Here is a 26,195-nt window from a genome sequence, read left to right on the forward strand (position 1 = left end):
GGATAAAATCGGTACTTGAATGCCTTGAGTTTCATTTTTACAGCTTAACAGTTAAAGCGTGAAAGCACAAGTCAATTGTAAAGCCGTCCTAGAAGGACGGGGTTTCCACCCACATTTTTTGATGAACTCAAAAAATACACGCATTCTCAAATTGCGAGAATAGACAAGACGGCGGTTGAAACCGCGTCTACACAAACGAAGTCCGCCGGACGCCGACTGAAAAGATATAACATATTTTAACGGCTTGCTCTTCAACCCGCTCCCGTCGCGTGAGTGTCTGTATCGACGCGGTTTCAACCGCCCGGTCTTCTATTTCCCATGAACTTAAAAAAAACTCGCATTCTCAATTTAATTATCGCAGCCCTCGCGACGATCGCACTACTGATCGGTTGGACTCCCGCCACAGCCCAGCAGCGCGCATCTTTAACCGTATCCGCTGCTATCAGTCTCTCGCCAGCCTTAACAGAAATCAAGACTGTTTATCAAAGCAGCAATCCCAATGTTAATATTAAGTATAATTTTGGTGCTTCCGGCGCCCTAGAGCAGCAAATTCAGCAAGGAGCCCCGGTAGATGTATTTTTCAGCGCCGCGACTAAACAAATGGATGCTTTGCAGCAAGCTAATTTGCTGCTTAACGAGACGCGGCGCAACTTGCTGACAAACCGCCTGGTTTTGATTACTCCCAAAAATGGCGCAGTTTTGATCGATTTTAAACAGTTGACAGATGCCAAAATCAAGAAAATTGCGATCGGCGAACCCAAAAGCGTACCCGTCGGACAATACGCCCAAGAAATGCTAACTAAACTGGGATTGTGGCCGCAACTCCAACCGAAATTAGTGTTCGGAAATAACGTCCGCCAAGTGCTGACATTTGTCGCAAGTGGAAACGTTGATGCTGGCATAGTTTATGCGACTGACGCCAAAGTATCGGACAAAGTAACCGTACAGCTAACGGCTGCGGAAAACTTGCACTCGCCCATTGTTTATCCCCTAGCAGTTATCAAAAATAGCCGTAACCAAGCTGCCGCAAAAACCTTTGTTGACTTTTTGGCAGGCGATCGGGCTAAAATAGTATTTCTGAAATACGGATTTGGTTTAGCCCGTTAATTAGATTGAGACGGTGGTTTCAACCGCCCGGTCTGGTAAGATTAAGACGGCGGTTGAAACCGCGCCTACACAAACGAAGTCCGCCGGACGCCGACTAAGATTGAGACGGCGGTTGAAACCGCGCCTACACAAACGAAGTCCGCCTCCGCGGACTGAATAAAATAACCTAATTTTAACGGCTTGCTCTTCAACCCACGGAGGTGGGTTTTGTCTGTGTAGACGCGGTTTCAACCGCCCGGTCTGTGAATAAAATAACCTAATTTTAACGGCTTGCTCTTCAACCCACGGAGGTGGGTTTTGTCTGTGTAGACGCGGTTTCAACCGCCCGGTCTGTGAATAAAATAACCTAATTTTAATCGCCTGTTCTTCAACCCACGGAGGTGGGTTTTGTCTGTATAGACGCGGTTTCAACCGCCCGGTCTGCTGAATAAAATAACATAATTTTAATCGCCTGTTCTTCAACCCACGGAGGTGGGTTTTGTTTGTGTAGACGCGGTTTCAACCGCCCGATCTTCTTAATCCCAAATATGGAATTTGACTTATCTCCATTGTGGATATCCCTAAAAGCATCAGCCATCGCCACCTGCTTTACCTTCTTTCTCGGAATCGCCGCCGCCCGATGGATGCTTTCAACTCGCATCCGAGGTAAAGCCTTGATTGAAGGCATTTTCATCTCTCCCTTAGTTTTGCCGCCCACAGTAGTCGGATTCTTGCTGCTGCTGCTGTTTGGCAGAAATGGCGCGATCGGTCAATTGTTGCTAAAATTTGACTTAACCATCATCTTCACTTGGCAAGCCGCTGTAATTACAGCCACAGTCGTATCATTTCCCCTGATGTACAAAACTGCTTTGGGAGCTTTTGAGCAAATTGATGCCAATCTGATCAACGCAGCCCGCACTTTAGGCGCTTCGGAATGGACAGTTTTTTTGCGGATTATGTTACCGCTAGCGTGGCCGGGAATTTTAGCAGGAACTATTCTCGCATTTGCACGCGCTTTGGGTGAATTCGGCGCGACGTTGATGTTAGCTGGAAATATTCCCGGAGAAACTCAAACTATCCCGATGGCAATTTATTTTGCTGTGGAAGCTGGGGATATGAGGCAAGCTGCTATTTGGGTTTTGATTATTCTCAGTCTGGCTTTGAGTGTGTTAACTGCGGTTAATTATTGGACTGATTTACAAAGGCGATCGCCCAAACCGAATCCCAACTATAGCAATCCCAATTCAGCCACAAACCTGGTTCGGGGTGATCGCCGGGACGGGCAAGATGCCCATCCCACAAATTATGTAGGATTGCCCTATAAGCTGCAATCTAATCTCGTTACTGCTGCTCGTTATAATACCACAAAACTGCCACAAGAGCAATCACACAGTGGACTTTTTGCAAACATCTTTAAACCTCTTTCTGGCTTTACCTTAAATGTCGGCTTCGATATCGGGCAGGAAGTTCTGGGAATTTTGGGTGCGTCGGGTTCTGGTAAGAGTATGACTCTGCGCTGCATCGCTGGTTTGGAAACTCCAACTAGCGGTAAGATTGCTGTCAACGGTAAGGTTTTATTTGACTCAGCAGAGGGCATTAATTTACCGTCTAAAGACCGTCGCATCGGTTTTTTGTTTCAAAACTATGCTTTGTTTCCGCACTTGACTGTGGCTGAGAATATTGCTTTTGGGTTGCAGCATTTATCGGCAAGCGAGCAACAACTTCGAGTCAAAGAACAATTGATTTCGGTGCAAATGTCGGGACTCGAAAGCCGCTATCCTCACGAACTTTCGGGAGGCCAGCAGCAGCGGGTGGCTTTGGCGAGGGCTATAGTGAACTCGCCGGATTTGCTGCTGTTAGATGAACCTTTTTCGGCTTTGGATACGCACTTGCGGAGTCAACTGGAACGGGAGTTAATGCAGACTCTGGCTAATTATCGGGGCATTACTTTGTTTGTGAGCCACAATTTAGAGGAGGTTTACCGGGTGTGCGAGAATCTGTTGGTTTTGGCTGACGGAAGTGCGATCGCCTTTGATACAAAAGAGCACATTTTCGATCGCCCGCGCAACTTCACCGTCGCCCAGTTGACGGGCTGTAAGAACTTCTGCGCTGCTAAACAGGTTGCTGAAACCATCGTCGAGGCGATCGACTGGGGTTGCACTTTGACTGTTGTCGAACCAATTCCCAAATCCTTAGTTTTCGTGGGAATTCGAGCTCATCAAGTCAGTTTTGTTAGCGGGTGCGATCGCGAAAATACATTTGCTTGTTGGATCGCCTCAACCGTGGAAACTCCCCACCGGGTGACATTATATCTCAAGTTGCACTCACCTCCCCACGATTCCCAAGATTATCACTTGCAAGCTGAAGTTTTCAAGGAAAAGTGGCGCGCGATTAAAGACAATCCTTTTCCCTGGTATGTTCATTTGGAGCCAATTAGGTTAATATTAATGGAAGCATGAGTTAACAAGATCGGACAGATCAGACGGCGGTTGAAACCGCGTCTACACAAACGAAGTCCGCCGGACGCCGACTCAATCAAGAAGTAATTGCAACCGCCGGGTATTCTTCAACCCGCGGAGGCGGGTTTTGTTTATATCGACGCGGTTTCAACCGCCGGGTATTCTTCAACCCGCGGAGGCGGGTTTTGTCTGTATCGACGCGGTTTCAACCGCCCGGTCTTCTTCAACCCGCGGAGGCGGGTTTTGTCTGTATCGACGCGGTTTCAACCGCCGTGTTTTATTCAACCCGCGAAGGCGCGTGAGTGTCTGTATCGACGCGGTTTCAACCGCCGTGTTTTATTCAACCAGCCAATTTCATCTACACCAAACATTAAACCATGACAGACAAAGTTAAGAAAACCGACGCCGAATGGCAACAGCAACTCACGCCAGAACAATTCAAAGTCACCAGAAAAAAGGGAACAGAAAGAGCTTTTAGCGGCGAATATCACGACAACAAAAAGCCCGGAACTTATAAGTGTATTTGCTGCGGCACCGAACTATTTACATCAGAAACAAAATACGATTCCGGTACCGGTTGGCCGAGTTTCTACGCTCCGGTAAAAGAAGAAAATGTCAGAAATGAAGCCGATAACGCCTTATTCATGCGCCGCACTGAGGTACTGTGTGCTGTCTGCGACTCTCATCTGGGCCACGTATTTAACGACGGGCCCAGGCCAACCGGTCAGCGTTACTGCATGAATTCTGCTGCGCTTGATTTCGTTCCCAAGGAATAAATTCGGCAAACACTTCGGCGCAAAGTTTTCTGGAACAAGCTCAAAAGCCTGTTCCAGGCAATTGATGTTCAAAATGCACCCATGCTGCTATCTTATGGTGGAGGCAAACAGAAGTAAAAAAATAGTGGCGGCATGGGGATGGTTTATCAGCGGGTTTTGCTGAAGCTCAGCGGTGAAGCGCTGATGGGGGGCTTGGGCTACGGTATCGATCCGGTAGTCGTTGGGTCGATCGCCCAGGAAGTCGCCAAAGTAGTGTCCGAAGGCATTCAAATCGCGATCGTTGTCGGCGGCGGCAACATTTTTCGTGGCGTGAAAGCTGCTTCGGCTGGGATGGATCGGGCAACAGCCGACTATGTGGGCATGATTGCTACGGTGATGAATGCTATCACTTTGCAGGATGCACTAGAACAAGCAGGAGTGCCAACGAGGGTGCAATCGGCGATCGCCATGCAAGAAGTAGCTGAACCCTACATTCGGCGGCGCGCCATTCGTCACCTTGAAAAAAAACGAGTAGTGATTTTTGGTGCCGGTTCTGGCAATCCTTTTTTTACTACTGATACTACAGCCGCTTTGCGAGCTGCGGAAATTGATGCAGAGGTGATTTTTAAAGCTACTAAGGTAGATGGGGTGTACGATTCTGACCCCCACGTCAACCCCAACGCGCGCAGGTATCAAACCCTCACCTACGCCCACGTCTTGAACCAAGACTTGCGGGTGATGGACAGTACCGCGATCGCCCTGTGCAAAGAAAATAATATTCCTATTATGGTATTTGACCTCTCGGTATCGGGCAACATCTACCGAGCCGTAATGGGAGAATCTATTGGAACTCTTGTCGGAGGATTTTGTGAAGTTAGCTGAAGCTGAAGATCATATGCAAAAGGCAGTTGAGGCTACTCAACGGTCTTTTAATACTATCAGGACGGGACGGGCCAACGCCTCCCTCCTCGATCGAGTCATGGTAGATTATTACGGAGCTCCAACTCCGATCAAATCCCTTGCCAATATCGGCACCCCGGATGCGACAACGATCAACATTCAACCGTTCGATCGCACAGCGCTTACCTCAATCGAAAAAGCAATTTCCCTGTCCGATGTAGGCCTCGTACCTAACAACGACGGTTCAGTTATTCGCTTGAACATTCCACCGCTTACCAGCGAAAGACGCCAAGAATTTGTCAAAATGGCCGCGAAGTTTGCCGAAGAAGGTAAAATCGCAATTCGCAATATCCGTCGCGATGCCGTTGACTCGATTCGCAAGCAAGAAAAAAGCAGCGATATCTCTAAAGATGAATCGCGAGACTTGCAAGATAAAATTCAAAAACTGACGGACAAGTACATTGCCAAAATAGAAGATGTTCTGGCATCGAAAGAGAAAGATATCACGACAGTATAAAAGTCATTGGTCATCTCGCCCGAAGAGCGAAGTCGAAGGGTGGTCATTAGTCATCTTGCCCGAAGAGCGAAGTCGAAGGGTGGTCATTGGTCATTAGTCATCTCGCCCGAAGAGCGAAGCCGAAGGGTGGTCATTAGTCATTAGTCATTGGTCATCTCGCCCGAAGAGCGAAGCCGAAGGGTGGTCATTGGTCATTAGTCATCTCGCCCGAAGAGCGAAGTCGAAGGGTGGTCATTGGTCATTAGTCATTTTAGACGCTCGCGAAGTCGAAGGCTGGTCATTGGTCATCTCGCCCTGAGCGAAGTCGAAGGGTGGTCATTGGTCATTAGTGTGATCTCGCAAGTGCGATCGAACAGCCCTCATTAGTCAGCTTGTTCTCCGAGCGACTTGCGAGCCCGCTCTCGTCGATGAGAGCCAGAAGGGTAGTCAGCAGTCATTAGTTGCCAACTCACAAATCAGGAACAATGACTAATAACGGTTGGACATCAACAGTCGTTGACGCACGATAGTCTTAAGAAACCAAGTTTCTGTGACAATCTTGCTGCCACGACTGTTGATATTATTAAGCAAGAAACGGGCTTCATTTGTCCAAGAAAGTTAAACTAAGGACAAATGACAAATGACCACCCTTCGACTTCGCTCTTCGGGCAAGATGACCAATGACCACCCTTCGACTTCGCTCTTCGGGCGAGATGACCAATGACAAATGACAAAAATATTTGATTGCATTATTGTCGGTGCAGGCCCAGCCGGCAGCACAGCAGCTTATCATCTGGCTCTGCTGGGACGTTCTGTTGTGGTACTGGAAAAAGCGTCTTTACCCCGCAATAAACCTTGCGGTGGTGGCGTGTCTCCGGCGATCGCCCAATGGCTGGATTTTGACCTGACACCAGCTATTTCTCTGAAATCTAACAAAGTTAGCTACACCTGGAAAATGGGCGATCCGACACAAAGTCAGGTAAGTTCGCCAATGTGGATGGTACAGCGAGATATATTTGACGATTTTTTAATTAAACAAGCTCAAAAAACTGGTGCGGAACTTAGAGACTCAACAGAAGTTAAAGGTATTGAGTTTAAAAATTTTATTTGGGAAGTTAAAACTAACTCAGAACCCGTTTACGGCCGCTATTTGATTGCTGCTGACGGTGCCGGCGGGCCGATGACTAAGTGGTTGGGATTCAAAGAACCAAAGCTCTGTATCAGCGCCAGTTTAGAAACTCGCTCGATTAAGGGCGATTCGCTCAATTTCGATTTTGGCACTATTAAAAAAGGTTTTATCTGGTGTTTTCCCAAGGCTGACGGCTACTCTTTTAGTATTGCTGCGATGCGCGGCGACAAGCCAAAAAATCTGAAGAAAATTTTAACCGACTATGCCACTAAGTGCGGTGCTGATGTTAGTGTCAGCAACGTGCGGGAACACCCGCTTTCTCTGTGGAATGGCGATCGCCAATTGCACTCTCAAAATGCGCTGCTTGTTGGAGAAGCCGCTAGTCTCGCCGATCCCCTCACCGGTGAGGGGATTCGACCAGCCATATTTAGCGGATTTAAGGCCGCTGGGGCGATCGATCGCTCTCTCTCAGGTGCAGCCGACGCCCTAGAGCAGTACACTCAGGCGATCGCCGCCGAATGGGGAACTGATATGGTTTGGGCCGCTCGCTTGGCTGGGCCCTTCTATCAGTTTACTGGCTCTGCTTACAGAGCAGGCGTCAAGTCACAGAGCGCTACTCAGTTGATGGGCAAGATTTTGTGCGGGGAATTGCGTTATGCCGATATTGCTAACCGCGCTCTTAAAAAGCTGATGCCGTTTTAGAAGTCCGAAGGCCTCAAACACTTCGCTCGGGTTCAAGAGCAGCCAGAAGGAACAGGAAGAGGTTCGAGGAAATAAAAAATATTTTTAAATCCCTACTACTTACGCACTCCTTTGTCAGAAACCGGGTTTTTTACGAAAATCCTGCGTTTTTACCCGCAGATTCGGTAAAAAACCCGGTTTCTTTAATCTTGATGCGTCCAGGACTGAACCCAATAAAGTCAGGTGTGCCACAAACACTATACATTATAGAGGTTAGGCATAAATCCTGTACAATTTTAAATCTCATATCTCATATCTAAAATAATTATGGTAATTTATTTTTATAAAGTAGAGGAGCCTTACGGCTGCTTTTCCAATTTTTCACCACACCAAATTTGTCTGCACGGGCAAGATTGGTTAACGGTGGAACATTACTATCAAGCCCAAAAATTTGTCGGTAGCGTCGATCGCAGATTAGTGGCGGCGATTCGAGCCGTAGCAACTCCTCAGGAAGCCGCCGAATTAGGTCGCGATCCGAACCACCGGATGCGCGATGATTGGGAAGCTGTGAAAATTCCGATTATGCGTCAAGCCGTTTTAACTAAGTTTCTTGCTCATTCAGACATTCAAGCTATTCTCCTCGCCACAGGGGATCGAGTGATTGTGGAGGATTCGCCAAAGGATTACTACTGGGGCTGTGGCTGCGACGGCAGCGGTCAAAATCATTTGGGTAAAATTCTGATGAGCGTGCGGAGCGAAATTTCTCAGCGCCGGGCGGTCGATCAAAACTCACCTTAATTATTTTCTATGAAGTTATATAAATAAATGTCAAGATAAGTTGACAATAAATAATTCTGCTTTTAATAATTTAAGATTGCGAGAAAATTATAAGAGGATTAAAATAATAATTATCATTTGGTTGAGTAGCTCAGTCTGTTAAAGGCAAGGAATACACCTTACCATCGCCGATTTTTGTTTTTTGGGGTGCTAAAGGCGAGACACCCTCGTCTCTAACGAGTGAACAACTATTAAAAGTACAGTTCGGTTGCATCTATAACTCAGGCTGATGTAGTGCGCGTCCGCTCGATCGAGCAGTAGGTAAAAAATTCTTATTATCACTCATAATTGCCAAAGGAGATTTATGCAACTCACAGAAAATACAGAACAATTAAATCATAAACTAGACAGAGAAATTTTGGTGCGGCGGATAACAGAACGCATCCGCAAATCTCTAGAATTAGAAGAAATTTTAACCAGTACGGTAGCAGAAGTGCGCTCTTTTTTGAAAACGGATCGCATCATGATGTACCAGTTTAGTGCCGACGGCAGTGGAGAAGTTGTTGCCGAATCAATTAATAACAACCGTCTCCCTTCCTTGAAAGGTCTGCACTTTCCAGCAGACGATATCCCCCCCCACGCCCGGGAGATGTATGTCAGTATGCGCCAGCGGACAATCGTAGATGTTAACTCCGGGACGATCGTCCTGAGCCCCCTCGATGCAGCAGACACGGGTCAACTTTTAGTACCCCAAGAAATCCACTACCGATCGCTCGATCCTTGCCACACAGCTTACTTGATGGCAATGGGAGTACAATCTTCCTTCGTAGTGCCGATTTTGCACCGCAGGAGCGCGTCGCAAAACACCACAACAGAGAAGTGCGAAGCCCCTGCGTGCGTGACGAGATACGAGCCAGGAAACAATCAAGCAACTCACATTGACCTTTGGGGACTTTTAGTGTCTCACCACTCGACGCCCCGCAATATTTCAGCAACAGATTTAGAAGTAGTTCAGCTCGTAGCAGATCAATTGTCCAACGCCATCGGCCACTCGCTCCTGCTCGAGCAAACCCGTTGTAGGGCGGCCCGGGAAGCCACCGTCAGCCGCATAGCAGTTTTGTTGTACGGCCACGCCAACATTCAACTGCAACAAGCTTTAGAAGCCACTGTCACTGCTTTGGGCGGCAGCGGCGGCAGACTCTATCTCAATCCCCCGAAAATTAATCGTGAAAAGTTATCGGCTGCAAAGCTCGATCGCGAAGTTTCCGTAGCCCTTGCTGGGAGTGATGCTAGCTTTGAACTGTTCGTCACGGGCGAGCAACCAACACTTCCCCACTGGGAAAAAGTTAGGGCGATCGAAGCTCATCCGCTGTGGCAGGAATGGCTAACCAAAGGATGGAAAAATACCCAAGAAACTCTCAATTTCCCAATTTTAAATTCCCAATTCCCAGTTTGGATAATTACAGATTTACACAAAGAATCTCTATTTAGAGTTTTAGTTCCAGCTTTCCAATCAACTAAAATTCGGGGTTTGCTGGTAATTCCCCTCCACTACCAACAACAAGTAGTCGGCTGTTTGACGATTTTTCGCAATGAAATTGATACCGAAAAAATGTGGGCGGGGCACTTGGACACCAGCGCTGCACAAATCCTTCCCAGGCAATCCTTTGAAGTCTGGCGAGAAATCAAAAAAGGTCAGTCCCCGGAGTGGAAGTTAGAGGAGATCGAGCAAGCTTTGGCGATCGGCAGCCAATTTTGTGCGGCAATTGGGCAGTACATTCTTTATCAAGAAGTGCAAGCCCTGAATGCCAACTTAGAGCGCCAAGTTCAAGAACGCACCGCTCAATTGCAAAAATCCTTGGACTTTGCTCGAGTATTGACGCGAGTGAGAGAGCAAATTTGCAGCACCTTGGATTTGAAAACCATACTGCAAACTATTGTGCGAGAAGTAAGAGTTTTGTTGGATACCGATCGCACGGTAATCTACCAATTTTCCACAGCGCAAGATGGCGAGGTAGTTGTGGAAGCGGTTCGCGGCGAGTGGCCGTCAATTTTAGGTATCAAATCTCCAAAAGATTGCTTTCCCTCTCGCTCAGACTGCTTTTATCGAGAAGGACGGGTACGAGCAATTAATGATATTTATACTGATGATTTAACTCCCTGTTACCGCGAATTTTTGGAAAAATTGCAGGTGAAGGGCAGTTTAATTGTGCCGATCGGCAAAGATACCCAATTCTGGGGGTTGCTGATTGCTCACGAGTGTTCCGGGCCGAGGGTTTGGCAAACAGCAGAACAGGAGTTGCTGCAAAATTTGACTACTCAGGCGGCGATCGCCATTCACCAAGCAGAACTTTATCAAGAAAGTCTGGATGTCGCAGCCGCCGATCGAGTAAAAGCCGAACAGCTAGCTAAAACCGTCACCGAATTGCACAATACCCAAGCTCAACTGATTCAAACCGAAAAAATGTCAAGTCTGGGACAACTGGTAGCGGGAGTCGCCCACGAAATCAATAACCCCGTTAACTTTATCTACGGGAATTTGTCGCACGCCAGCGAATACAGCAAAGATTTGCTGTGCTTGGTGGAACTCTACCGCCAGCACTACCCCAATCCCCACCCAGAAATTAGTGAGTGTGCCGAAGCGATAGAGATAGAATTTCTTACCGAAGATTTGCCCAAAATTTTGGGCTCCATGAAAGTAGGAGTTGAGCGCATCCGCCAGTTAGTTGTATCTTTGCGTAATTTTTCCCGGCTCGATCAAGCTGAAAAAAAAGGTGTGGATATTCACGAGGGCATCGACAGTACCCTGTTGATTTTGCAGCACCGGATCAAAGCCCAGTCGGATCGCGCCACCGTAGAAATCATCAAAGAATACGGCAATTTGCCCTTAGTAGAATGCTATGCCAGCTCGCTCAATCAGGTATTTATGAATCTGATCAGCAATGCCGTTGACGCCCTAGAAATGGGAAAAACAGATCGAGTTGTGAATGTTAACGCCCTAGGGGTCAGTCCAGTCGCGACATATTTAAGCTCGCAAAACCTGGATGTCGAGACAGTAGATATAAATGCCAGCACCGAGTGTTTGATTCCAGATTTTCCATCTCCTTGCATTCGGATTCGCACCGAATTAATCGAGGAAAAAAACGTAAGAATTAGTATTGCCGACAACGGTCACGGCATCCCCAAAGAGTTAATTTCTCACATATTTAATCCTTTTTTTACGACTAAACCCGTCGGTCGCGGGACGGGTTTAGGACTGTCTATTAGTTATCAAATTGTAGTTGAGAAACACCAGGGGGTACTCAAGTGTGTGTCTGTACCGGGTCAGGGTACTGAGTTCTCGATCGAAATTCCGTTGAATTAGCTAACTTTCACTAAGGCAAGATTAACTTCACCAGTACCGAACCGATCGATCCCAGAAGACTCATCAAGTCCCCGCGCCCAGTGCGCGGTTCCGTTGGCTTTTGGCGTGCCACAATCGCTTCTGCTAACTGCTTTGACAATTCCTGACCTTGGGGATTTCCTTGAGCGACAAACAGTTGGTTTGCTGTTGCGACATCTTGAGTCGCGCCGGCGAAGTCTCCCAAGTCAGCCCGAGACATACTGCGCGCAAAATAAACGGCGGCTAAATCCGATTTCTGATTCAGGGCTTGATTGTAATAATCGATCGCGTTTCTGTAGTTTCCCGCTTGAGCTTCCAACACTCCCAAGCGGTAGAAATCTTCTGCGGTGCCGATATTAGTTGGCATTCCTCTAACTCCCAGCAGTTGGGCGTTAGCTAAATTGGTGTCAGTTAAATTGGCGTTGGTGAGATAGGCGCTTCTCAAGTCAGCACCGCTGAGGTTGGCTCCGCTGAGGTTGGCGCCCGTCAGGTTGACGCCAAACAAACTCGTGCCGCTGAGGTTGGCTCCGCTGAGGTCTGCTCCGGTGAGGTTGGCTCGGCTGAGGTTAGCCATTCTCAAGTCAGCACCTTTAAGATTTGCTCCTGTTAAGTTCGCTAACACCAGACCAGCATTGCTGAGGTCGCAGTTGGGGCACTGTCGAGTGGCTAGTAATTGTTGCGTGTGTTGGATGTTCTCGGCGCGTGCCGGAGCGATCGGGGCGATCGCGCTCAGCACCGTTGCAGCAGCGAGGATTCTGAGTTTCATCTTAACCGTCCAAAATCCAAAATAGTAAATCTAAAATAGCTTTTATCGAAGCACTTGAAAATCAACATACCAGATATTGCTAAATATAGCCTGATTCTCTGGCATTGCATAAATTTTTGATGGAGCCGTCAACCCACGAGCTGCGGACGCCCGCAAGCAGATAATTTCCGGATAGTCGCAAACTGAATGAATGCAATGCCAGTCTAATCTGTGGTACGGGCACCTCGCAAGTCGCAAACAACGTTTTTTTTCGAGCTGCGAAGAGATCCTTCTTGTTCTGGGCTGTACGCAATTCTCTAATACATATTTAGCTGCCCACAAATTAGGGTAACAAAAAAATGTTACCCTCGATCGGCGGTTCTCGCAAACCATAAAATTTAACAGATAAATTAGTCGTGGATAGTACCATCAGGCATCGTCGTACCTTTGAGATATACTCCGCTCAAATTGACTTTTGTCAGGTTGGCTCCCAGCAGGTTTGCGCCGCTTAAGTCTGATGCGCTTAAAACCGCTTCAGTCAAGTCTGCCCTAATTAAGCTCGCCCCCATTAAGTCGGCTCCGCTGAGGTCTACTTTGCTTAAATTTGCGCCAATTAAATCTGCTTCTGTGAGCACAGCCCTGCGTAAGTTTACTCCGTAAAGATTTACTCCGTGCAAGTCTGCACGGGAGAGTATTGCCCGAGAGATGTTGGCTCCAATTAAAGTTGCTTGGATCAGGGAAGCTCCGCTCAAATCTGCTTTGCTGAGATTAGCTCCCATCAACTCCGATCGATACAGGTTAGCTTCCGCTAAAAGTGCTTCTGTGAGATCGGCTCCACCTAACTCAGCTCTGCTCAAATTGATCTTGCACAAATTGGCTTTGCTAAAGTTGACTCTATTAAGTTTGGCTTTGTACAAATTGGCTCCAATCAAATCGGCTTCAGACAGATTGGCTCCAATTAATTCTGCTTCATAGAGGTACACTTCGTGCAGGTAGACCCCGCTAAAATTTCTTTCTCCTGTTGCGTATAGCTTGAGCAGTTCGTCAACGTTCATTTTGGCTTCTCTACACCTTTTAAATGAAGAATACTCTTTGCCGGCTGCTTGCACCGGATCTTCTGCCATTTTCTATTTTAAATCTTGAAAGATTCTCGCCCACCACGATACTTTCCTTAATCGTTTGGCGAGAGTGAATGACAAAATTAGCTAATTTTTAATTGAGCAAAAAAATAATATGCCAGATTTTTCACAACCAGGTTGATCGCCCTGGATAACTAAATTACACAATTTGAGGCGGGAAGTGCGATCGAAGCCATAACTTTTTGTTGGTAGTTGAGTTTACTGAGGATTGGTGTGATAAAGATCACTCAGCGATGTTAGTAGCATCACATAGAAATAACTGTTTCGATCACGGCTGGCAGGAAAAAATAGCAGATAGTGGTACTGTGCTCGTAAAAAATTGACAACTCCACCGTCAGCGTGTTTTACTCAATTGGCGATCGAGCTAGTGGTTTTACAGATACTTGCTCGCGGCAGGAAAATCGGTTGAAACATCACTCGGCGCAACCTGCTCAGGCTGATGAAAGTGATGATGTCCCAGGATTTCTCGCACACGCAAAGCTAGAAAGAGACTTCGGGGTACAGGGGAATGTATGTGTAAAATGTCGATCGCTGGTGTACAAACCAAGCCTCTATGCTAGCAGCTCAGGGCTAAAAACCACCAACACATCAGCAATAACTACGAATAAATACCAGGAAAACCATGATGTACGTTTAGCAAAAATAGAATAAACGACCTTGATGAAAACTTAACTATTGCAGTTAATGTCACACTCGGCGGTCAACAGAGATAAGTATTAGCAATAAAGCCGGCACCATCAAATATAAAACTACCCAGAAGTAGGTGCTTTTAGTTGGCAAAATACTTGGTTGCATCCCTGGCTCAAGGTGAAAAATTTATCCTTTTGAACATCTGAGTGCATCCCGGGCACGAAAAGTTTAATTAGAGCTTTTTTGTATTGCCCTCCCAGCAAGCAAAAAGCCAGCAATCAGGATAGGAGCGGGTTTTCCTCCGCTGTCAAACAGAGTTATTGTAAAGCGCGAATCGTGAGGTAAACGGTATGGCTGGAGTATGTAGGCTGAGCATCGCAGAGACAACTGAAGAGCTAAAAAGTTTGTTAACAGAACAAAAAACGGCAAGTGGCTTTCAAAAAATTCAAGCACTTTACCTGTTCAAAATTTGTCACGTTAAGACAGTTAAAGAATTAGCAATGACAATCGGAGTCAACCGAATTACAGTGCAGCGGTGGCTGAGAAAATACCGCTCGGAGGGACTAGAAGGACTTCTGGAAACAAAGCACAGTGGCGGCCGCAAGCCAGCAATTCCTCCTCTAGCCCGCGCTAGTTTGGCAATGCGCCTCAGCGACCCCCAAAAAGGCTTTAAAACCTATGGAGAAATTCAAGAGTGGTTGCAGCAAGAATACAGCATTGAGGCTTCATATAAAGCCGTTTATGCAACAGTCAGGTACCAGCTAAAAGCCAAACTAACGAAAGTTTAGAAACTTCGTACTAAATCGGGTTAATCAGCATCCAATTTTTCCCAGTCAGCCTTGGAAGCTGTTAACAACATCCGCAGTCACAACAAACTGACTAATTGTTTCTTGATCCCAAATGGCTCTCAGAAGCTGCGAAGCATATATAGCCTTTCTCAAAAAGGTGAGGTATATCGGCCGCAGAGGGCATAGGGCATAGGGCATAGGGCAAACCGGCCAAACCGGGCATACCTCATGTTTTTGAGAACCGCTATATAATGTGTGTTCTAGTGATGGAGCTAAGGGAAAAATTTAATTTTGTTCCCAGGTTTGTGAAAGCTCCTTAGCATTAAAAAATGGGCAATCAGTAATAACTTGCAAGTTTTGTCTAATTTGCAGGTTTTGCTATATAATTAAACATTTAAACTTGGCCATGGACTAAGGCAAAAACCGATCTAAAGCTGCTTTCAACTCTTCTATTTCCGTATCGATATTGCCTTCTTTAGCGGCTCTGGCAATGCACTGAGTTAAATGTTCGTCTAAAATGATTCTCGCGACACGATCGAGCGCTCCTCGAACCGCGGCAACTTGCACGAGAACTTCGGGACAGGGACGGTTTTCTTGCACCATTGTTTTGATGCCGCGCACGTGTCCCTCAATCCGAGACAAGCGATTGACGAGCCGCCGCATGGATTCTTCATCGTGATGGTGAGGGTGGACAGATTCATCGCCGTGATGGTGGTGGGAATTTGAGGGTAAGGATTTGTCAGTAGAAGTATCAGATAGAATCATCAGGGTTATACCATTTTAGATTTTAGATTTTAGATTGAAGAATTGGGAATGAGTTATTCTGTAATGGTTTGGAGCGCGGGACTAGAGTTGCATTCTTTTTTTGAAACTGGCATTACTAGAGAAAATTTTCAAGTTAGAATTGAGAATATGTTGAGTTTGTGCTGGCTCCAGAGTCGTGTATGGTAGCTGTCAAAATATATTTAGGATCTTCATAGGGGCAGATTATTGAGTCCGCACGATCGCACACCTTTACCAGAATAACCCAGACTAACAAAGATTGACGCTATGCGACTATTTAAGTTTTTTGGTTCCGCACCCCGCACCGCCGAGCGCTGGCTAGCCCCGCTCTTAGCAATAACCATCGCCCTGAGTGTTCTATTCATCAATCCTGCACTTGCTTGGGCCGCTGAGGGCAAAAATCCGCCAAACTGGCGCCAACAGCCTAAAACAGCCGCAGACAAAGCACAGTTCCCTAGTTCTCCAGCAATTGCTCAGAATCCGCAACTCCTAGCGCTGCGGGGCCCCGAACTCCCGGCGCAGGTGGCGGGAGACACCAGCAGTTTTGTGACTGCTGCCGTCGAGCGAGTAGGCCCCGCCGTAGTTCGCATTGATACCGAGCGCACAGTCAGCCGCAACCTCGACCCGTTAATGGAAGACCCATTCTTCCGTAGATTTTTGGAAGAAGATCCGCGCAACAAAACTCCCAGACAAGAACACTTGCGCGGTCAAGGTTCTGGTTTCATCATCGACAAAAGCGGGGTTATTTTAACTAACGCTCACGTAGTTGATAAAGCCGATCGAGTAACTGTCACCTTAAACGACGGCCGGACTTTTCCAGGAGAAGTGCAAGGTACTGACGAAGTAACAGATTTGGCTGTAGTCAAAATTAATACCAAACAAGCCAACTTGCCCGTAGCAACACTGGGAGATTCCGATGCGGTGAAAGTGGGTGATTGGGCGATCGCCGTGGGCAACCCCCTCGGATTTGACAACACCGTCACACTAGGCATTATCAGCACCCTCAAGCGATCGAGCGCAGCCGTCGGAATTCCCGACAAGCGACTCGATTTCATTCAAACAGACGCCGCCATCAATCCCGGCAATTCCGGCGGGCCACTGTTAAACAGCAGAGGAGAAGTCATTGGTATCAATACGGCGATTCGGGCGGATGCAATGGGTATTGGGTTTGCAATTCCGATCGACAAAGCCAAGGCCATCTACGCGCAATTAGCCAAGGGAGAAAAAGTCAGCCACCCATTTTTGGGTATTCAGATGATTGCTTTGACTCCCGAAATGGCTAGAGAAAATAATTCCGATCCCAATGCTCCTTTGATTGTGCCGGAAGTGACAGGGGTTTTGGTGATGCGAGTAGTCCCAAATACGCCTGCTGAAAAAGCGGGGGTACGTAAGGGTGATGTGATCGTTCAAATTGAGGGCGAGAAAGTGACTCAACCCGAACAGTTGCAAAATTTGGTGGAAAATAGTCAAATCGGTCAAATTTTGCAACTGAAAGTGCGCCGCGGTTCTCAGGTTCAGGAAGTTGCCGTTACAACTGCTCAATTGAGGGATTTTTAGAGCTGAAAGGGAAGGGGGGAAATTGTTAAAAATCCCTTTCCTTCTTCCTTCTTCCTCTATAGCGCTTCTCAAAAAAGTGAGGATAGCCCGATGCCCGATGCCCGATGCCCGATGCCCTCGGATAGTACCTCATCTTTTTGAGAAAGGCTATATATGACACGAGTTCAACTTGCCTATCCCAAAATTCGCGATAGTAAAAATTGCCCTAATGAACAATGTGTAGCTTTTGAGAAGTACGATGGTACTAATTTGCATTGGGTTTGGGAAATTGAACTTGGTTGGTATGCTTTTGGTACGCGCCGCAGTAGATTTGATTTGGATGAGATGGGAATTGCAGAATTTAATGCTGCACATCCAGGTTTAGAAGCAGCACCCGAAATATTTAAAAGAGACTTTGCTAGTCCGTTAGAGTCTATATTTCGAGAAAAAGAACAGTATCACTGCGCTGAAATTACTGTGTTTACAGAGTTTTTTGGTGCTAACTCGTTTGCGGGAATGCACCAAAAGGACGATCGCAAACAACTGGTGCTTTTTGATGTGAAAACCGATCGCGGTATGGTTATTCCCGATCGGTTTATTCAGGATTTTGGTAAATTAAATATTGCGCGAGTGATTTATCGCGGCAAACTGACGGGCAAGTTTATGGACGATCTTCGCAAGGGGAAATATGGTGTAGATGAAGGTGTTGTGTGCAAGGGAGGCCGCAATGCTAATAATTTGTGGATGGTGAAGATTAAGACTGATGCGTATATGCAGAGATTGCAGCAAGCTTTTAAGGATGATTGGGAAAAATACTGGGAGTAATATAACATCTGAAGAATAAGTTTTTTCATGAATCGATCGAGTAGTGCGATCGCTAAAACCCTCTTTTGCTTGAGTACAATTAACCTTGTCGTTTTCTTCAACCTAATCTGGATTCAATACTTGGTTCAATCAGAGCCATGTGCTAAAGAATTAGCTATCTCATCCCCTAGTATTCTTGCTCCTAGCGCGTCAATTTCCTGTAACTGCCCCAACAAAGTTTGCAGACCACTAAGTCGAAGTTGTCTATCTATTATCCAACTGCGATCTGAATCCCAGAGTTCAGCAAGAAGTTGAACTAAAAGTTCACTTTCGTCATTTCTGTTACTGGGTAAGAGTTCCTGTTTTTGGATGAGTATTTTGAAAAATAAACGTCGAAAGTATCTATAATTCGTTGATTTGCCAACACGGTACAATTTTATTCTCAAGCACCAATCAGGAAGTAATACTTCTTGAAAATGCTCTAAAAACTCCATAAGCCATTGATCGGCTTGAGTTGCATACTTAACATTTTCCTGAGACCATTGCCACAGTAAGTCAATTAATTTTTTCCAGACATCTCTGGTTTTACCGAGGAATCGTAGATTTGACTCCTGTTGATTTCTAAGATCAAAAAGATATTCTCCAACTGTACAGGCTATGTGATTTCTAAATGAGTTGTCAATTATATATGAAGAACTCCCCTCAACAACACAGTAACTTAAGGCTCTCCTGATGTTGTGGTTATAAGTCAGGCTTATTAATTGTCAAGCTATTGCCCTATAAGGCTTTCAATTCAATATGAATAACGAAGCTATCAGTTACCCCCACTTTTTCACCACAACATCAGGAGAGCCGACTTAAAGAGCGGCTATCGCCGCCCCGTAGAAAAAATCCCCAACCTAAATCCTATGTATCTGCGTAGGGTCAGCCTGAAGTCGAAATGTAGGAAAATTTTTCAACTATCCAGAAATCCTTCATTACTCGATGCTATATTTTTCGCCCCCCAGCTTTTGCATTGCCCTAATCTTCAATATCTAAATATCGAGCCAAAATCAGTTGAATTTCGGATATTTGTTGCAACTCTAATTGCCCAAGACAGCGCACAAGTCTGCGTTTATCAAACGTCATCGGATCGACACACACGATAAAACTCTCGGCACTCAGACCATTGAGAGTCGAAGGAATCACAGGCAAAACAACAGCTCGTAAACCCTCGTTGGGAACAGCAGAAGTGATGGGTAGAACAGTGACCTTGCTGCGTTGATTAAAAGCAGTTCCTGAAATAATTACCGCTGGTCGAGTCTTACGGATTTCTGTACCAACTGACGGATCGAAAGTTACAAGCCAGATGCTTCCCAGTCGGTAATCGCTGCTTGCTGCCATGCTGGCTCCTCATCGGTTAATTCATCACTTAGTTCATCCAGCAATAAACAGGCTTCTACCATTGCCTGCTGTTCTTGTTGTTTGCGCCATGCTTGCAATAAAACCTCAACTAGCCGACTGCGATTTTCTACACGCTCGTCAATGTAACGCACTAGCTCATCTGGCAAAGAGATAGATACTTTCATATTATTTATGCCACTTTTAATACTACCAATGGTAGCACATCGATCGAGCATATAGCAAGCTGATGAATTAGAGCAGCAGCAACGCCCATTCCGTCTGATTTCGATCGCCCCCTACACAAAATTAGCCGGATCTTGATCTCGCCGGTGCTTCGCGAGAATCGGAGTACCTTGGCCGTCACCCGCTAAAGCCGCCGTTTCCTCCAAAGCTTCCCTCAAGCGCTTGGCCGCGTAAATAGACATATCTCTGGGCACATTTACCCGATCGCGCAAATACCGCAGGGCCGCATCAGAGCCAGGGGGTGGAGTACAAACTTGATTCGTCATCATCAAAGTTAAAGCACAGCGCAGGGCTTCATCGAATAAATTGTCATCAGCAGGGTTGACTCGAATGATGTTTTGGCGGTGTTTGATGACGCGCTGGAGTGCTTCAGCGCGAGAGGTTTCAGGTTCTGGATACATCACATCTGGTAACAGCGCCCAAGGCCCACAATCCACCCGGGCTTTGTTGAGCAGCATCTGAGGTTCGCCGTTTTCATAGCAGCCGCCCATCTGAGGCGGTAAATCGTGGACGTGGGTGTGGAAGTCGCTTTGAGTGCCGCGATAGGTGGGGCGACTTTCCATCCCTGCAAACCAGTCAGCAAAGCGCGGGTTTTCTTCCCGCAGCGAGTAGCCTTTGTAGTAGTAAAGACTCGCATTCATCCGTTCGACGTAGGGTGTAAAGATCACATCCGCAGTGCCAAATTCATCGAGGAAATAAGGGCCGGGCGTGCGCGAGAGTGCTGCTTCGACTTGGGCGACAACGCTGGTGAATTGGTTGCGGTTGCGCTGATCTGCTCCGCCTGTACTGACGCGGCACAGCCAAGTGCACCAAGCACTAAACAACATTCGCTCTAGCTGTCGGAGGGGAAGGACTTGGGGGTTTTTCATTCCCAAACTCAAGGGGCCGAAGACTTGTTCTAGGGCGATTAAAATGTCGTCGCTTTCGGTGATGATGCGGCCGTCTAGCTCGATCGCGGGTAACATTCCCGACGGCACTTTACGCTTGTACCAACTTTCTTTTTCCCCATAGCAGAACATGGTAACTTTTTCAATGCGATAGGGGATTTGTTTTTCTTCCAACCACAGCCAGATTTTCTGACAATAGGGACACCACGCATGATGATCGCGGTACAGCGTGACTCTGACATCGGATTCCGGGTGTCCGAAGAGGCGCAAGCGGGCTTGAGAGTTGGTGGGGCCGTTGACGGTATCGATTTGAAAGTTTGTGAGTGCCTCTATTTCTGTCCAGCTTAAGGGGGCGATCGGTTCGGTGGATGTCATAGGTAATACTATTTTAGATTTTAGATTTTGGATTTTAGATTTACAATTGGAGATTGGATTAATTGGTTCCAAGGCTCAGCCTTGGAATCCAGATCCAAGAGTACATCTTTGGTCAGCTACGAAATGCTTTGATGAATCTCTGTACTCACGACTAACCTAACTATAATTAAAGTTACAATTGGGGAGATGGTGGGGCGTCTTGAATTTTGGCGAGTGCTGCTTTAATTTGGGGGGTAGCGAGGAAGTTTTGGGTGGCTGCAATTAAGCGATCGCCCCAGAGGTTTTCTTTGAGAAAAGTTACTGTGGCATAGCGTTTGTCTAATTTTAGGGCTGCTTCTCCCATTGCTAAACCTTTTTCTCGATCGCCTTTGGTGTAGAGCGCTACTGCTAGGGCTAGCATTGGTTCTGCGGCTTTGTTGTCGATGGCGATGGCTTGTTCCCAGCGGCTGATGGCGCTATTGATATCTCCTGTTTCGTATTTTACTAATCCGATATTGTTGATAGCGGGCCAGAGGTTTTTTTCTAAACTAAAGGCTTTTTCGTACTGGGCGATCGCGCGATCGAACTGCTTGAGCTTGTAAAAAGCGTTGCCCAAATCAAATAATGCACCTGGAGTGTCTGGTTTTATTTTCAAACCTGCTTGCAAATATTCGGCTGCTTTCTCGTAGTTCGCTTTGCGAAAGTGAGCTTCTCCCAAGACAAACTTAATTGAGGCATTTTCTGGCGATAGAGATTGAGCTTGTCCCAAAGCTTCAATCCCTTTGTCAAACTGCTCGATTTGAAGGTACAAGCTGCCTAACAAAGTCCAAGTTTGAGCATTCTTGGGGGCTAACTGTGTGGCGAGTTCCGCTCTGGGGACGGCGAGTTGGTACTGCTGGAGTCTGGCTAGCTGGACGGCTTCTTCTGCAAGGCTCAAGGCTGTCTGCTCGAACTGAGCGGAGTCAATTTGCAGGGTGTAAGGCAAGAGTGCCTGTGCGACAACTGGCTCGGGCATTGTCCACAAACCGAGTGCGAGCACCAGAGAGATTAAAGGAATGCGATTAGGCACTGTACAGCCCCAGAAAAAAATATAAGGGTTTCTCGATCGTTTATAATAACCCATATTTTTGACTTTTGATATTGTTTTTTGAATCATCAAGCTTTACGGTTGTTAGTTAAATAGTTCCTAATTTATGTTTTTACTCACGAATAATCCTTACGATCTGTCCGATGATTAACTGCACGGCAAAGGTTTGTAGTGCGGACGCCAGGACGCTCTCAGGCTGAGGAGCCAACGTCCGCACGCGCCATCAGTTGGATGGCGATCGCCATCCACCGGACGCGATCTGATGATGTTTCGGATCGAAAACTGAATTCGGCACCAATAAACTTTTGGAAGCTGTTTTATAAATGACTTAAATCGAAATTATTGCACCTTAAATTATGAATTTATAGCATAAATAATTGCTTGAGGGCGAATCCCTTGTAGTAAGAAATTAAAAGCAGACAATTCATTAATCCAATCATCTTGGTTCGAGGTAGAGGTCGCCCTCAACTGTCAACTGAGGGCGGGCACGGCGTTGCACCGCCCCTACCAACTGTCAACTCTTCGACTTCGCTCGGGGGGATCTTCTGTCAACTGTCAACTGTCAACTGTCAACTGTCAACTGTCAACTGTCAACTGTCAACTGTCAACTGTCAACTGTCAACTGCCAACTGCCAACTGCCAACTGGCAACTTTATCGAGTTAATAAAGCGTGTTGGATTTTGTCTAAAAGTTGTGCGGCGGACAAGGAAGAAGGCAGAATTTTGGCAGATACTTCTTGCAGCAAAAAGTCGATCGCCTCCGATTCGGAATTTACAGCAGAGCGATAATCCCAGACTAAAATCGGCAGTTTTACTGCCATTTGGCGCAGGTGGGAGAGTGCCTGCAACATGGGGGGGGATTCTGAGGGGGCATCTCGCAAGCACAGCAGCACTAAGTCAACGCTTTGATATTGCAACTGCTGCAAAACTTCTGTCCAGCAGGGAGCGATCGACCCTCGAAATCCTGCGGTTTGGACGTACTGAATCAATGCTTGAAAGTTGGGGGTAGCAAACTGGGAATTGAAGGCAGGAATCTCGGGATTTGTCACTGGATCGCGATTTGCCAATTCTGCTGTCGGATTCCCGGATGTTGTGCGGTACAAGTCAGGTAAAGTGGCAATGTCAGCAAATAAAATGCTGGGCTTCCAACTCATGCCTGCTGCTACTTGAATTACTTGCCACAACGCAGACGCCCCCAATCTGGTGCCTGAGGTTTCACTGTCGTCGTAAGAACTCCCGGCGGCCAAACAGGGAAATACTGATAATCCTTTGACTTGATTTGCCAGTTGGGTAGTTACAGGGTCTAAAGTTACTAAGGGGAGAGAACCCAAATTGCGCGATCGGCTTAACTGTTCGATAAAAGCTAAGGGGTTTTGCAGGTGGCTGGTACCGTCTAAGACGATCGCCGCAGGGCGCCAAATTCGCGCGACAAGTTCTGCTTGACCGAGGTCGTCTGCTTCTAAAACCCGGCAGTAGGTGGGGTTTAGCAATAAGGCAGAGCCTTGAGAGGAACTGTTTTGCGGGCTGAGCCACAACACGGTTAAAGAACTTCTTACTTGGGGGCTACCAGCATGATTGCGGGCGATCGAGTTGGCGAGGAGTTTCCGCAAAGCGGGTTCTTCGACTGGCAAACTCAAAAAGCCTTCGGCGAGGTTGACAGAAGCCCGTTCTTTTTCGCCTCTGGTGGCTGTGATAATCGCTGGAATCGATCGGGTATCCGGGTCGCTCTTGAGCAGCGTCAGCACGTCCCAACCGGACAACAGCGGCAGCAACGGGTTGAGGAAAATCACTTCGGGACTGAACCTGCGAGCTTTTTCTAGGGCTTCGGTGCCGGAACGGGCGATGATTACTTGGTAGCCCAAACCTGAGAGGACGTTGGTTAAATCTTCGATATATTTGGGAACTGCTTCGACGATTAAGACTAAACGAGAGCGAGAATTGCCGATCGGAGTTTGATATTTTGGTTTGAATAATTCTGCCTCGGCTGCTGTACGTGCCGGGGTTTCTTCATTGCTGTGTCCCGCTGGATTTGGCGGCAGCAGCAGAGTAAATTGAGAGCCTTGGTTTTCCGAGGAAATAAACGAAACGTCTCCGCCGTGGAGACGGGCGAGGCGTTGAGTCAGTACCAGTCCCAGTCCGGTGCCTTGAAAGCGGCGGGTGAGGGGGCTTTCTAGCTGTTGGAATTTCTGAAAGATCAGGTGTTGTTTGTCGGCGGGGATGCCGATGCCCGTGTCCCAAACTGTGAATGCAATCCAGCCTTCCCAAACATTTACTTTTAAGCCGATTTTTCCGCCCGGTTCTGTGAATTTTAGGGCGTTAGAAAGCAGGTTGACCAGCATTTGCCGCAGTCGCAATTCGTCGGCAATTAAGTAACTCACTCCCGGTTCTATTTCGAGTGTAAATTCGATTTGGGTTCCGACTTCTGGCTCCGCTGGGGCGTTGGTTAGCTTCGGCGCGGCAGGGGATTTTTCTTCTTGCTGTTGCAGTTGTTTTGCTTGTTCAAAGGCTCTTTTGCAGGTGGCTGCTATTTCTACCTGTTCGGGAATTAGTTCTAGCTGCCCGGTTTCCATGCGGGTCAAGTCTAAAATGTCGTTAACTATAGTCATCAAATGCCGCCCGCTTTGATGGATTAGTTTGGCGTAGCGTGTTTGGCGATCGTTGAGTTCTCCGATCAATTTATCTTTGAGCAGGCTGGACAAACCTAGGACTGCGGTGAGCGGGGTTTTTAGTTCGTGGCTGATGCAGGATAAAAATTCGTCTTTTAGTCGGTTGAGGTGGATTAAGTCTGCATTTTTTGCTGCTAGTTCTTTGGCGACTAAATGTTCTTCGGTGACATCTTGTCCCATGACTAAAATTAGCTCGTCTGAGAGTGGCTGTTTGACAAATTGCCACATCCGTTCTTGACCTTTTTGTACGGGGCACTCGCAAATGTAGGTGTCTGGTTTGCCGGCGATGGGGCACCAAGCTGGAGCGGTTAAGGTGGATGGGGAGGCGGCAGCGTACAGGGGTAGCGGGCAACTGGTGGCTGCGGTTGAATCACGCGCGGCCAAGCTATCCCGCACGGAATCGCCCGAGGCTCGACCTGCTCCTACTAGGCTCCTGCATTCAGACTTGAGGGTTTCTTTTGGGCTCTTGTCTTCGCTGGTGAGATGGCTGGGTTTGTGGGGCCGTTTGCCCAAATTTGTTGCTGGTTCTGCAACTGGTTCTGGGCCTGCTCCGAGCAAAATCCGCCACGCTGCGTTTTGACTGACTATTTGTCCGGTGGGGGTTTGCAATCTCAGCGGTAGGGGCAGTTTTTCTAGGAGTTGGACTAGGGAGTTGAGGTTTTCCGAGGGCTTCAATCCTGCTTCTAGGAACCGCACTTGAGCGTCTAGGGCGGTGGCTATGGCTTGTGAGACGGGCGTTAATTGGATTTCTTTGACTGCTGTTGGCTGTGCCTTCTGGCTGCTGTTGAGTGTAGCGATATATTCCAGCAGGCTCTGGCTGTCTAGCATTCCTAAAAATTTACCGCTGGCATCTGTCACACCGATCGGGCTATTTTTGGAGCCACCGGAGGTAAGTCCTGGCTGCGCTGGGGTTTGTGCTTCGTCGGTTTGCAGGTACTGCCAGAATTCGCTGACGCTCAGAGCGGCTGATACTGTTCTGATGGGTTCGATCGCGATCGGGCTTTCTGACAAAGGTTGAGTCCAGTTGTGGGTACCAGATGCAGCGCCAGCCCACAGGCTGCGAAGGTAAATTAACCCTAGGGGCTGTAGCTGTTCGTTGACTACTGCTACTCGATCGCAATTGCCCTGACTGAATATTGACCGCAACGATTCTAGCATCGCCGTCGGGCGGCACAGCGGCACTCGATCGATAAAATTCTTGAGACTGGGGCTGGTGGTTAGCATAACAAACAAACCTGAGAGCCTGCTATCGATAGCAGTAATATTTTTGATACCCGATGTAGCTGCCGATTTCTGTATCTTAATTGTTTTATATCAGCTCCCCCTGCGCCCGAAAGCTGCACCGAAAAGGGCGAGTTCGAGGCCTGCACCTGATTTGAGCCGACTATCAATTATTTTAAGGCTTAAGCTTAATTGCAGAAATCAGGCTCAGGGTGCTTGACATTCCTGCCCGGGAGTACAATTTGATTATTCCTGTATTACAAGC

Annotated in this window: 22 protein-coding genes; 12 read left to right on the forward strand and 10 right to left on the reverse strand. The window is 47.2% G+C overall.

The genetic code is table 11. From position 1 onward, the window contains the following. Nucleotides 1-318: 318 nt before the first annotated feature. The 8 genes from modA (at nt 319) to QZW47_RS00040 (ending at nt 11,647) form a co-directional block, all read left to right on the forward strand. Nucleotides 319-1,107: a molybdate ABC transporter substrate-binding protein gene (modA, locus tag QZW47_RS00005; protein ID WP_293121784.1), complete on the forward strand. Its 789-nt coding sequence runs from the start codon at nt 319-321 to the stop codon at nt 1,105-1,107. 527 nt (nt 1,108-1,634) lie between these two features. After that, nucleotides 1,635-3,545 carry a molybdate ABC transporter permease subunit gene (modB, locus tag QZW47_RS00010; RefSeq protein WP_293121787.1) on the forward strand — a complete coding sequence of 637 codons (1,911 nt, stop codon included), beginning with the start codon at nt 1,635-1,637 and terminating at the stop codon, nt 3,543-3,545. A gap of 377 nt (nt 3,546-3,922) precedes the next feature. Next, the gene (gene msrB / locus QZW47_RS00015) at nt 3,923-4,321 is read left to right on the forward strand and encodes a peptide-methionine (R)-S-oxide reductase MsrB (RefSeq protein WP_293121790.1); all 399 of its coding nucleotides are present in this window, start codon (nt 3,923-3,925) and stop codon (nt 4,319-4,321) included. A gap of 132 nt (nt 4,322-4,453) precedes the next feature. Further along, nucleotides 4,454-5,182: a UMP kinase gene (pyrH, locus tag QZW47_RS00020; protein WP_293121793.1), complete on the forward strand. Its 729-nt coding sequence runs from the start codon at nt 4,454-4,456 to the stop codon at nt 5,180-5,182. After that, complete coding sequence (frr, locus tag QZW47_RS00025; RefSeq protein ID WP_293121796.1) at nt 5,169-5,717, forward strand: ribosome recycling factor; 549 nt, start codon at nt 5,169-5,171, stop codon at nt 5,715-5,717. The genes pyrH and frr overlap by 14 nt, the downstream gene beginning before the upstream one ends. A 715-nt stretch (nt 5,718-6,432) precedes the next feature. Continuing rightward, nucleotides 6,433-7,527 carry a geranylgeranyl reductase family protein gene (locus QZW47_RS00030; RefSeq protein ID WP_293123340.1) on the forward strand — a complete coding sequence of 365 codons (1,095 nt, stop codon included), beginning with the start codon at nt 6,433-6,435 and terminating at the stop codon, nt 7,525-7,527. A gap of 306 nt (nt 7,528-7,833) precedes the next feature. Continuing rightward, a complete protein-coding gene (locus tag QZW47_RS00035; RefSeq protein WP_293121799.1) occupies nt 7,834-8,304 on the forward strand; it encodes an NADAR family protein in 471 nt (156 codons plus the stop codon). Nucleotides 8,305-8,647: 343 nt separating this feature from the next. Continuing rightward, nucleotides 8,648-11,647: a GAF domain-containing protein gene (locus QZW47_RS00040; RefSeq protein ID WP_293121802.1), complete on the forward strand. Its 3,000-nt coding sequence runs from the start codon at nt 8,648-8,650 to the stop codon at nt 11,645-11,647. Nucleotides 11,648-11,657: 10 nt separating this feature from the next. Here QZW47_RS00040 and QZW47_RS00045 read toward each other — a convergent pair whose 3' ends face one another. Beyond that, nucleotides 11,658-12,431 carry a pentapeptide repeat-containing protein gene (locus QZW47_RS00045; RefSeq protein ID WP_293121805.1) on the reverse strand — a complete coding sequence of 258 codons (774 nt, stop codon included), beginning with the start codon at nt 12,429-12,431 and terminating at the stop codon, nt 11,658-11,660. A gap of 389 nt (nt 12,432-12,820) precedes the next feature. Further along, nucleotides 12,821-13,534 carry a pentapeptide repeat-containing protein gene (locus QZW47_RS00050; RefSeq protein ID WP_293121808.1) on the reverse strand — a complete coding sequence of 238 codons (714 nt, stop codon included), beginning with the start codon at nt 13,532-13,534 and terminating at the stop codon, nt 12,821-12,823. Nucleotides 13,535-13,888: 354 nt separating this feature from the next. Between QZW47_RS00050 and QZW47_RS00055 the strand changes: the two genes are divergently transcribed. Continuing rightward, complete coding sequence (locus tag QZW47_RS00055; protein WP_293121811.1) at nt 13,889-14,200, forward strand: hypothetical protein; 312 nt, start codon at nt 13,889-13,891, stop codon at nt 14,198-14,200. 329 nt (nt 14,201-14,529) lie between these two features. Then, complete coding sequence (locus tag QZW47_RS00060) at nt 14,530-14,967, forward strand: helix-turn-helix domain-containing protein (protein WP_293121814.1); 438 nt, start codon at nt 14,530-14,532, stop codon at nt 14,965-14,967. Nucleotides 14,968-15,378: 411 nt separating this feature from the next. Here QZW47_RS00060 and QZW47_RS00065 read toward each other — a convergent pair whose 3' ends face one another. Next, the gene (locus tag QZW47_RS00065; RefSeq protein ID WP_293121816.1) at nt 15,379-15,732 is read right to left on the reverse strand and encodes a metal-sensitive transcriptional regulator; all 354 of its coding nucleotides are present in this window, start codon (nt 15,730-15,732) and stop codon (nt 15,379-15,381) included. A gap of 285 nt (nt 15,733-16,017) precedes the next feature. Between QZW47_RS00065 and QZW47_RS00070 the strand changes: the two genes are divergently transcribed. Then, on the forward strand, nt 16,018-17,307 hold the full coding sequence (locus QZW47_RS00070) for an HhoA/HhoB/HtrA family serine endopeptidase (RefSeq protein WP_293121819.1): 1,290 nt from the start codon (nt 16,018-16,020) through the stop codon (nt 17,305-17,307). Nucleotides 17,308-17,332: 25 nt separating this feature from the next. Here the strand turns inward: QZW47_RS00070 and QZW47_RS00075 are convergent, their stop codons facing one another. After that, a complete protein-coding gene (locus tag QZW47_RS00075; RefSeq protein ID WP_293121822.1) occupies nt 17,333-17,467 on the reverse strand; it encodes a hypothetical protein in 135 nt (44 codons plus the stop codon). Here QZW47_RS00075 and QZW47_RS00080 point away from each other — a divergent pair. Continuing rightward, nucleotides 17,461-18,111: an RNA ligase family protein gene (locus QZW47_RS00080; protein ID WP_293121825.1), complete on the forward strand. Its 651-nt coding sequence runs from the start codon at nt 17,461-17,463 to the stop codon at nt 18,109-18,111. The two genes, QZW47_RS00075 and QZW47_RS00080, sit on opposite strands and share 7 nt — an antisense overlap. Before the next feature lie 125 nt (nt 18,112-18,236). Here the strand turns inward: QZW47_RS00080 and QZW47_RS00085 are convergent, their stop codons facing one another. The 6 genes from QZW47_RS00085 to QZW47_RS00110 form a co-directional block, all read right to left on the reverse strand. Then, nucleotides 18,237-18,584, reverse strand: a complete 348-nt coding sequence (locus QZW47_RS00085; RefSeq protein WP_293121828.1) for a hypothetical protein — start codon at nt 18,582-18,584, stop codon at nt 18,237-18,239. A gap of 526 nt (nt 18,585-19,110) precedes the next feature. Beyond that, nucleotides 19,111-19,473 (reverse strand): type II toxin-antitoxin system PemK/MazF family toxin, encoded by a 363-nt coding sequence (locus tag QZW47_RS00090; RefSeq protein WP_293121831.1) that lies wholly within the window; start codon nt 19,471-19,473, stop codon nt 19,111-19,113. Beyond that, nucleotides 19,428-19,658 (reverse strand): ribbon-helix-helix domain-containing protein, encoded by a 231-nt coding sequence (locus tag QZW47_RS00095; protein WP_293121834.1) that lies wholly within the window; start codon nt 19,656-19,658, stop codon nt 19,428-19,430. Before QZW47_RS00095 ends, QZW47_RS00090 begins: the two co-directional genes overlap by 46 nt. 111 nt (nt 19,659-19,769) lie before the next feature. After that, nucleotides 19,770-20,978: a glutathione S-transferase family protein gene (locus QZW47_RS00100; RefSeq protein WP_293121837.1), complete on the reverse strand. Its 1,209-nt coding sequence runs from the start codon at nt 20,976-20,978 to the stop codon at nt 19,770-19,772. 172 nt (nt 20,979-21,150) lie between these two features. Then, complete coding sequence (locus tag QZW47_RS00105; protein WP_293121840.1) at nt 21,151-22,080, reverse strand: tetratricopeptide repeat protein; 930 nt, start codon at nt 22,078-22,080, stop codon at nt 21,151-21,153. Nucleotides 22,081-22,696: 616 nt separating this feature from the next. Then, a complete protein-coding gene (locus tag QZW47_RS00110; protein WP_293121842.1) occupies nt 22,697-25,933 on the reverse strand; it encodes an ATP-binding protein in 3,237 nt (1,078 codons plus the stop codon). Nucleotides 25,934-26,195 lie beyond the last annotated feature (262 nt).

It is taken from the genome of Microcoleus sp. bin38.metabat.b11b12b14.051 (assembly GCF_013299165.1).
Taxonomy (GTDB): Bacteria; Cyanobacteriota; Cyanobacteriia; order Cyanobacteriales; family Microcoleaceae; genus Microcoleus.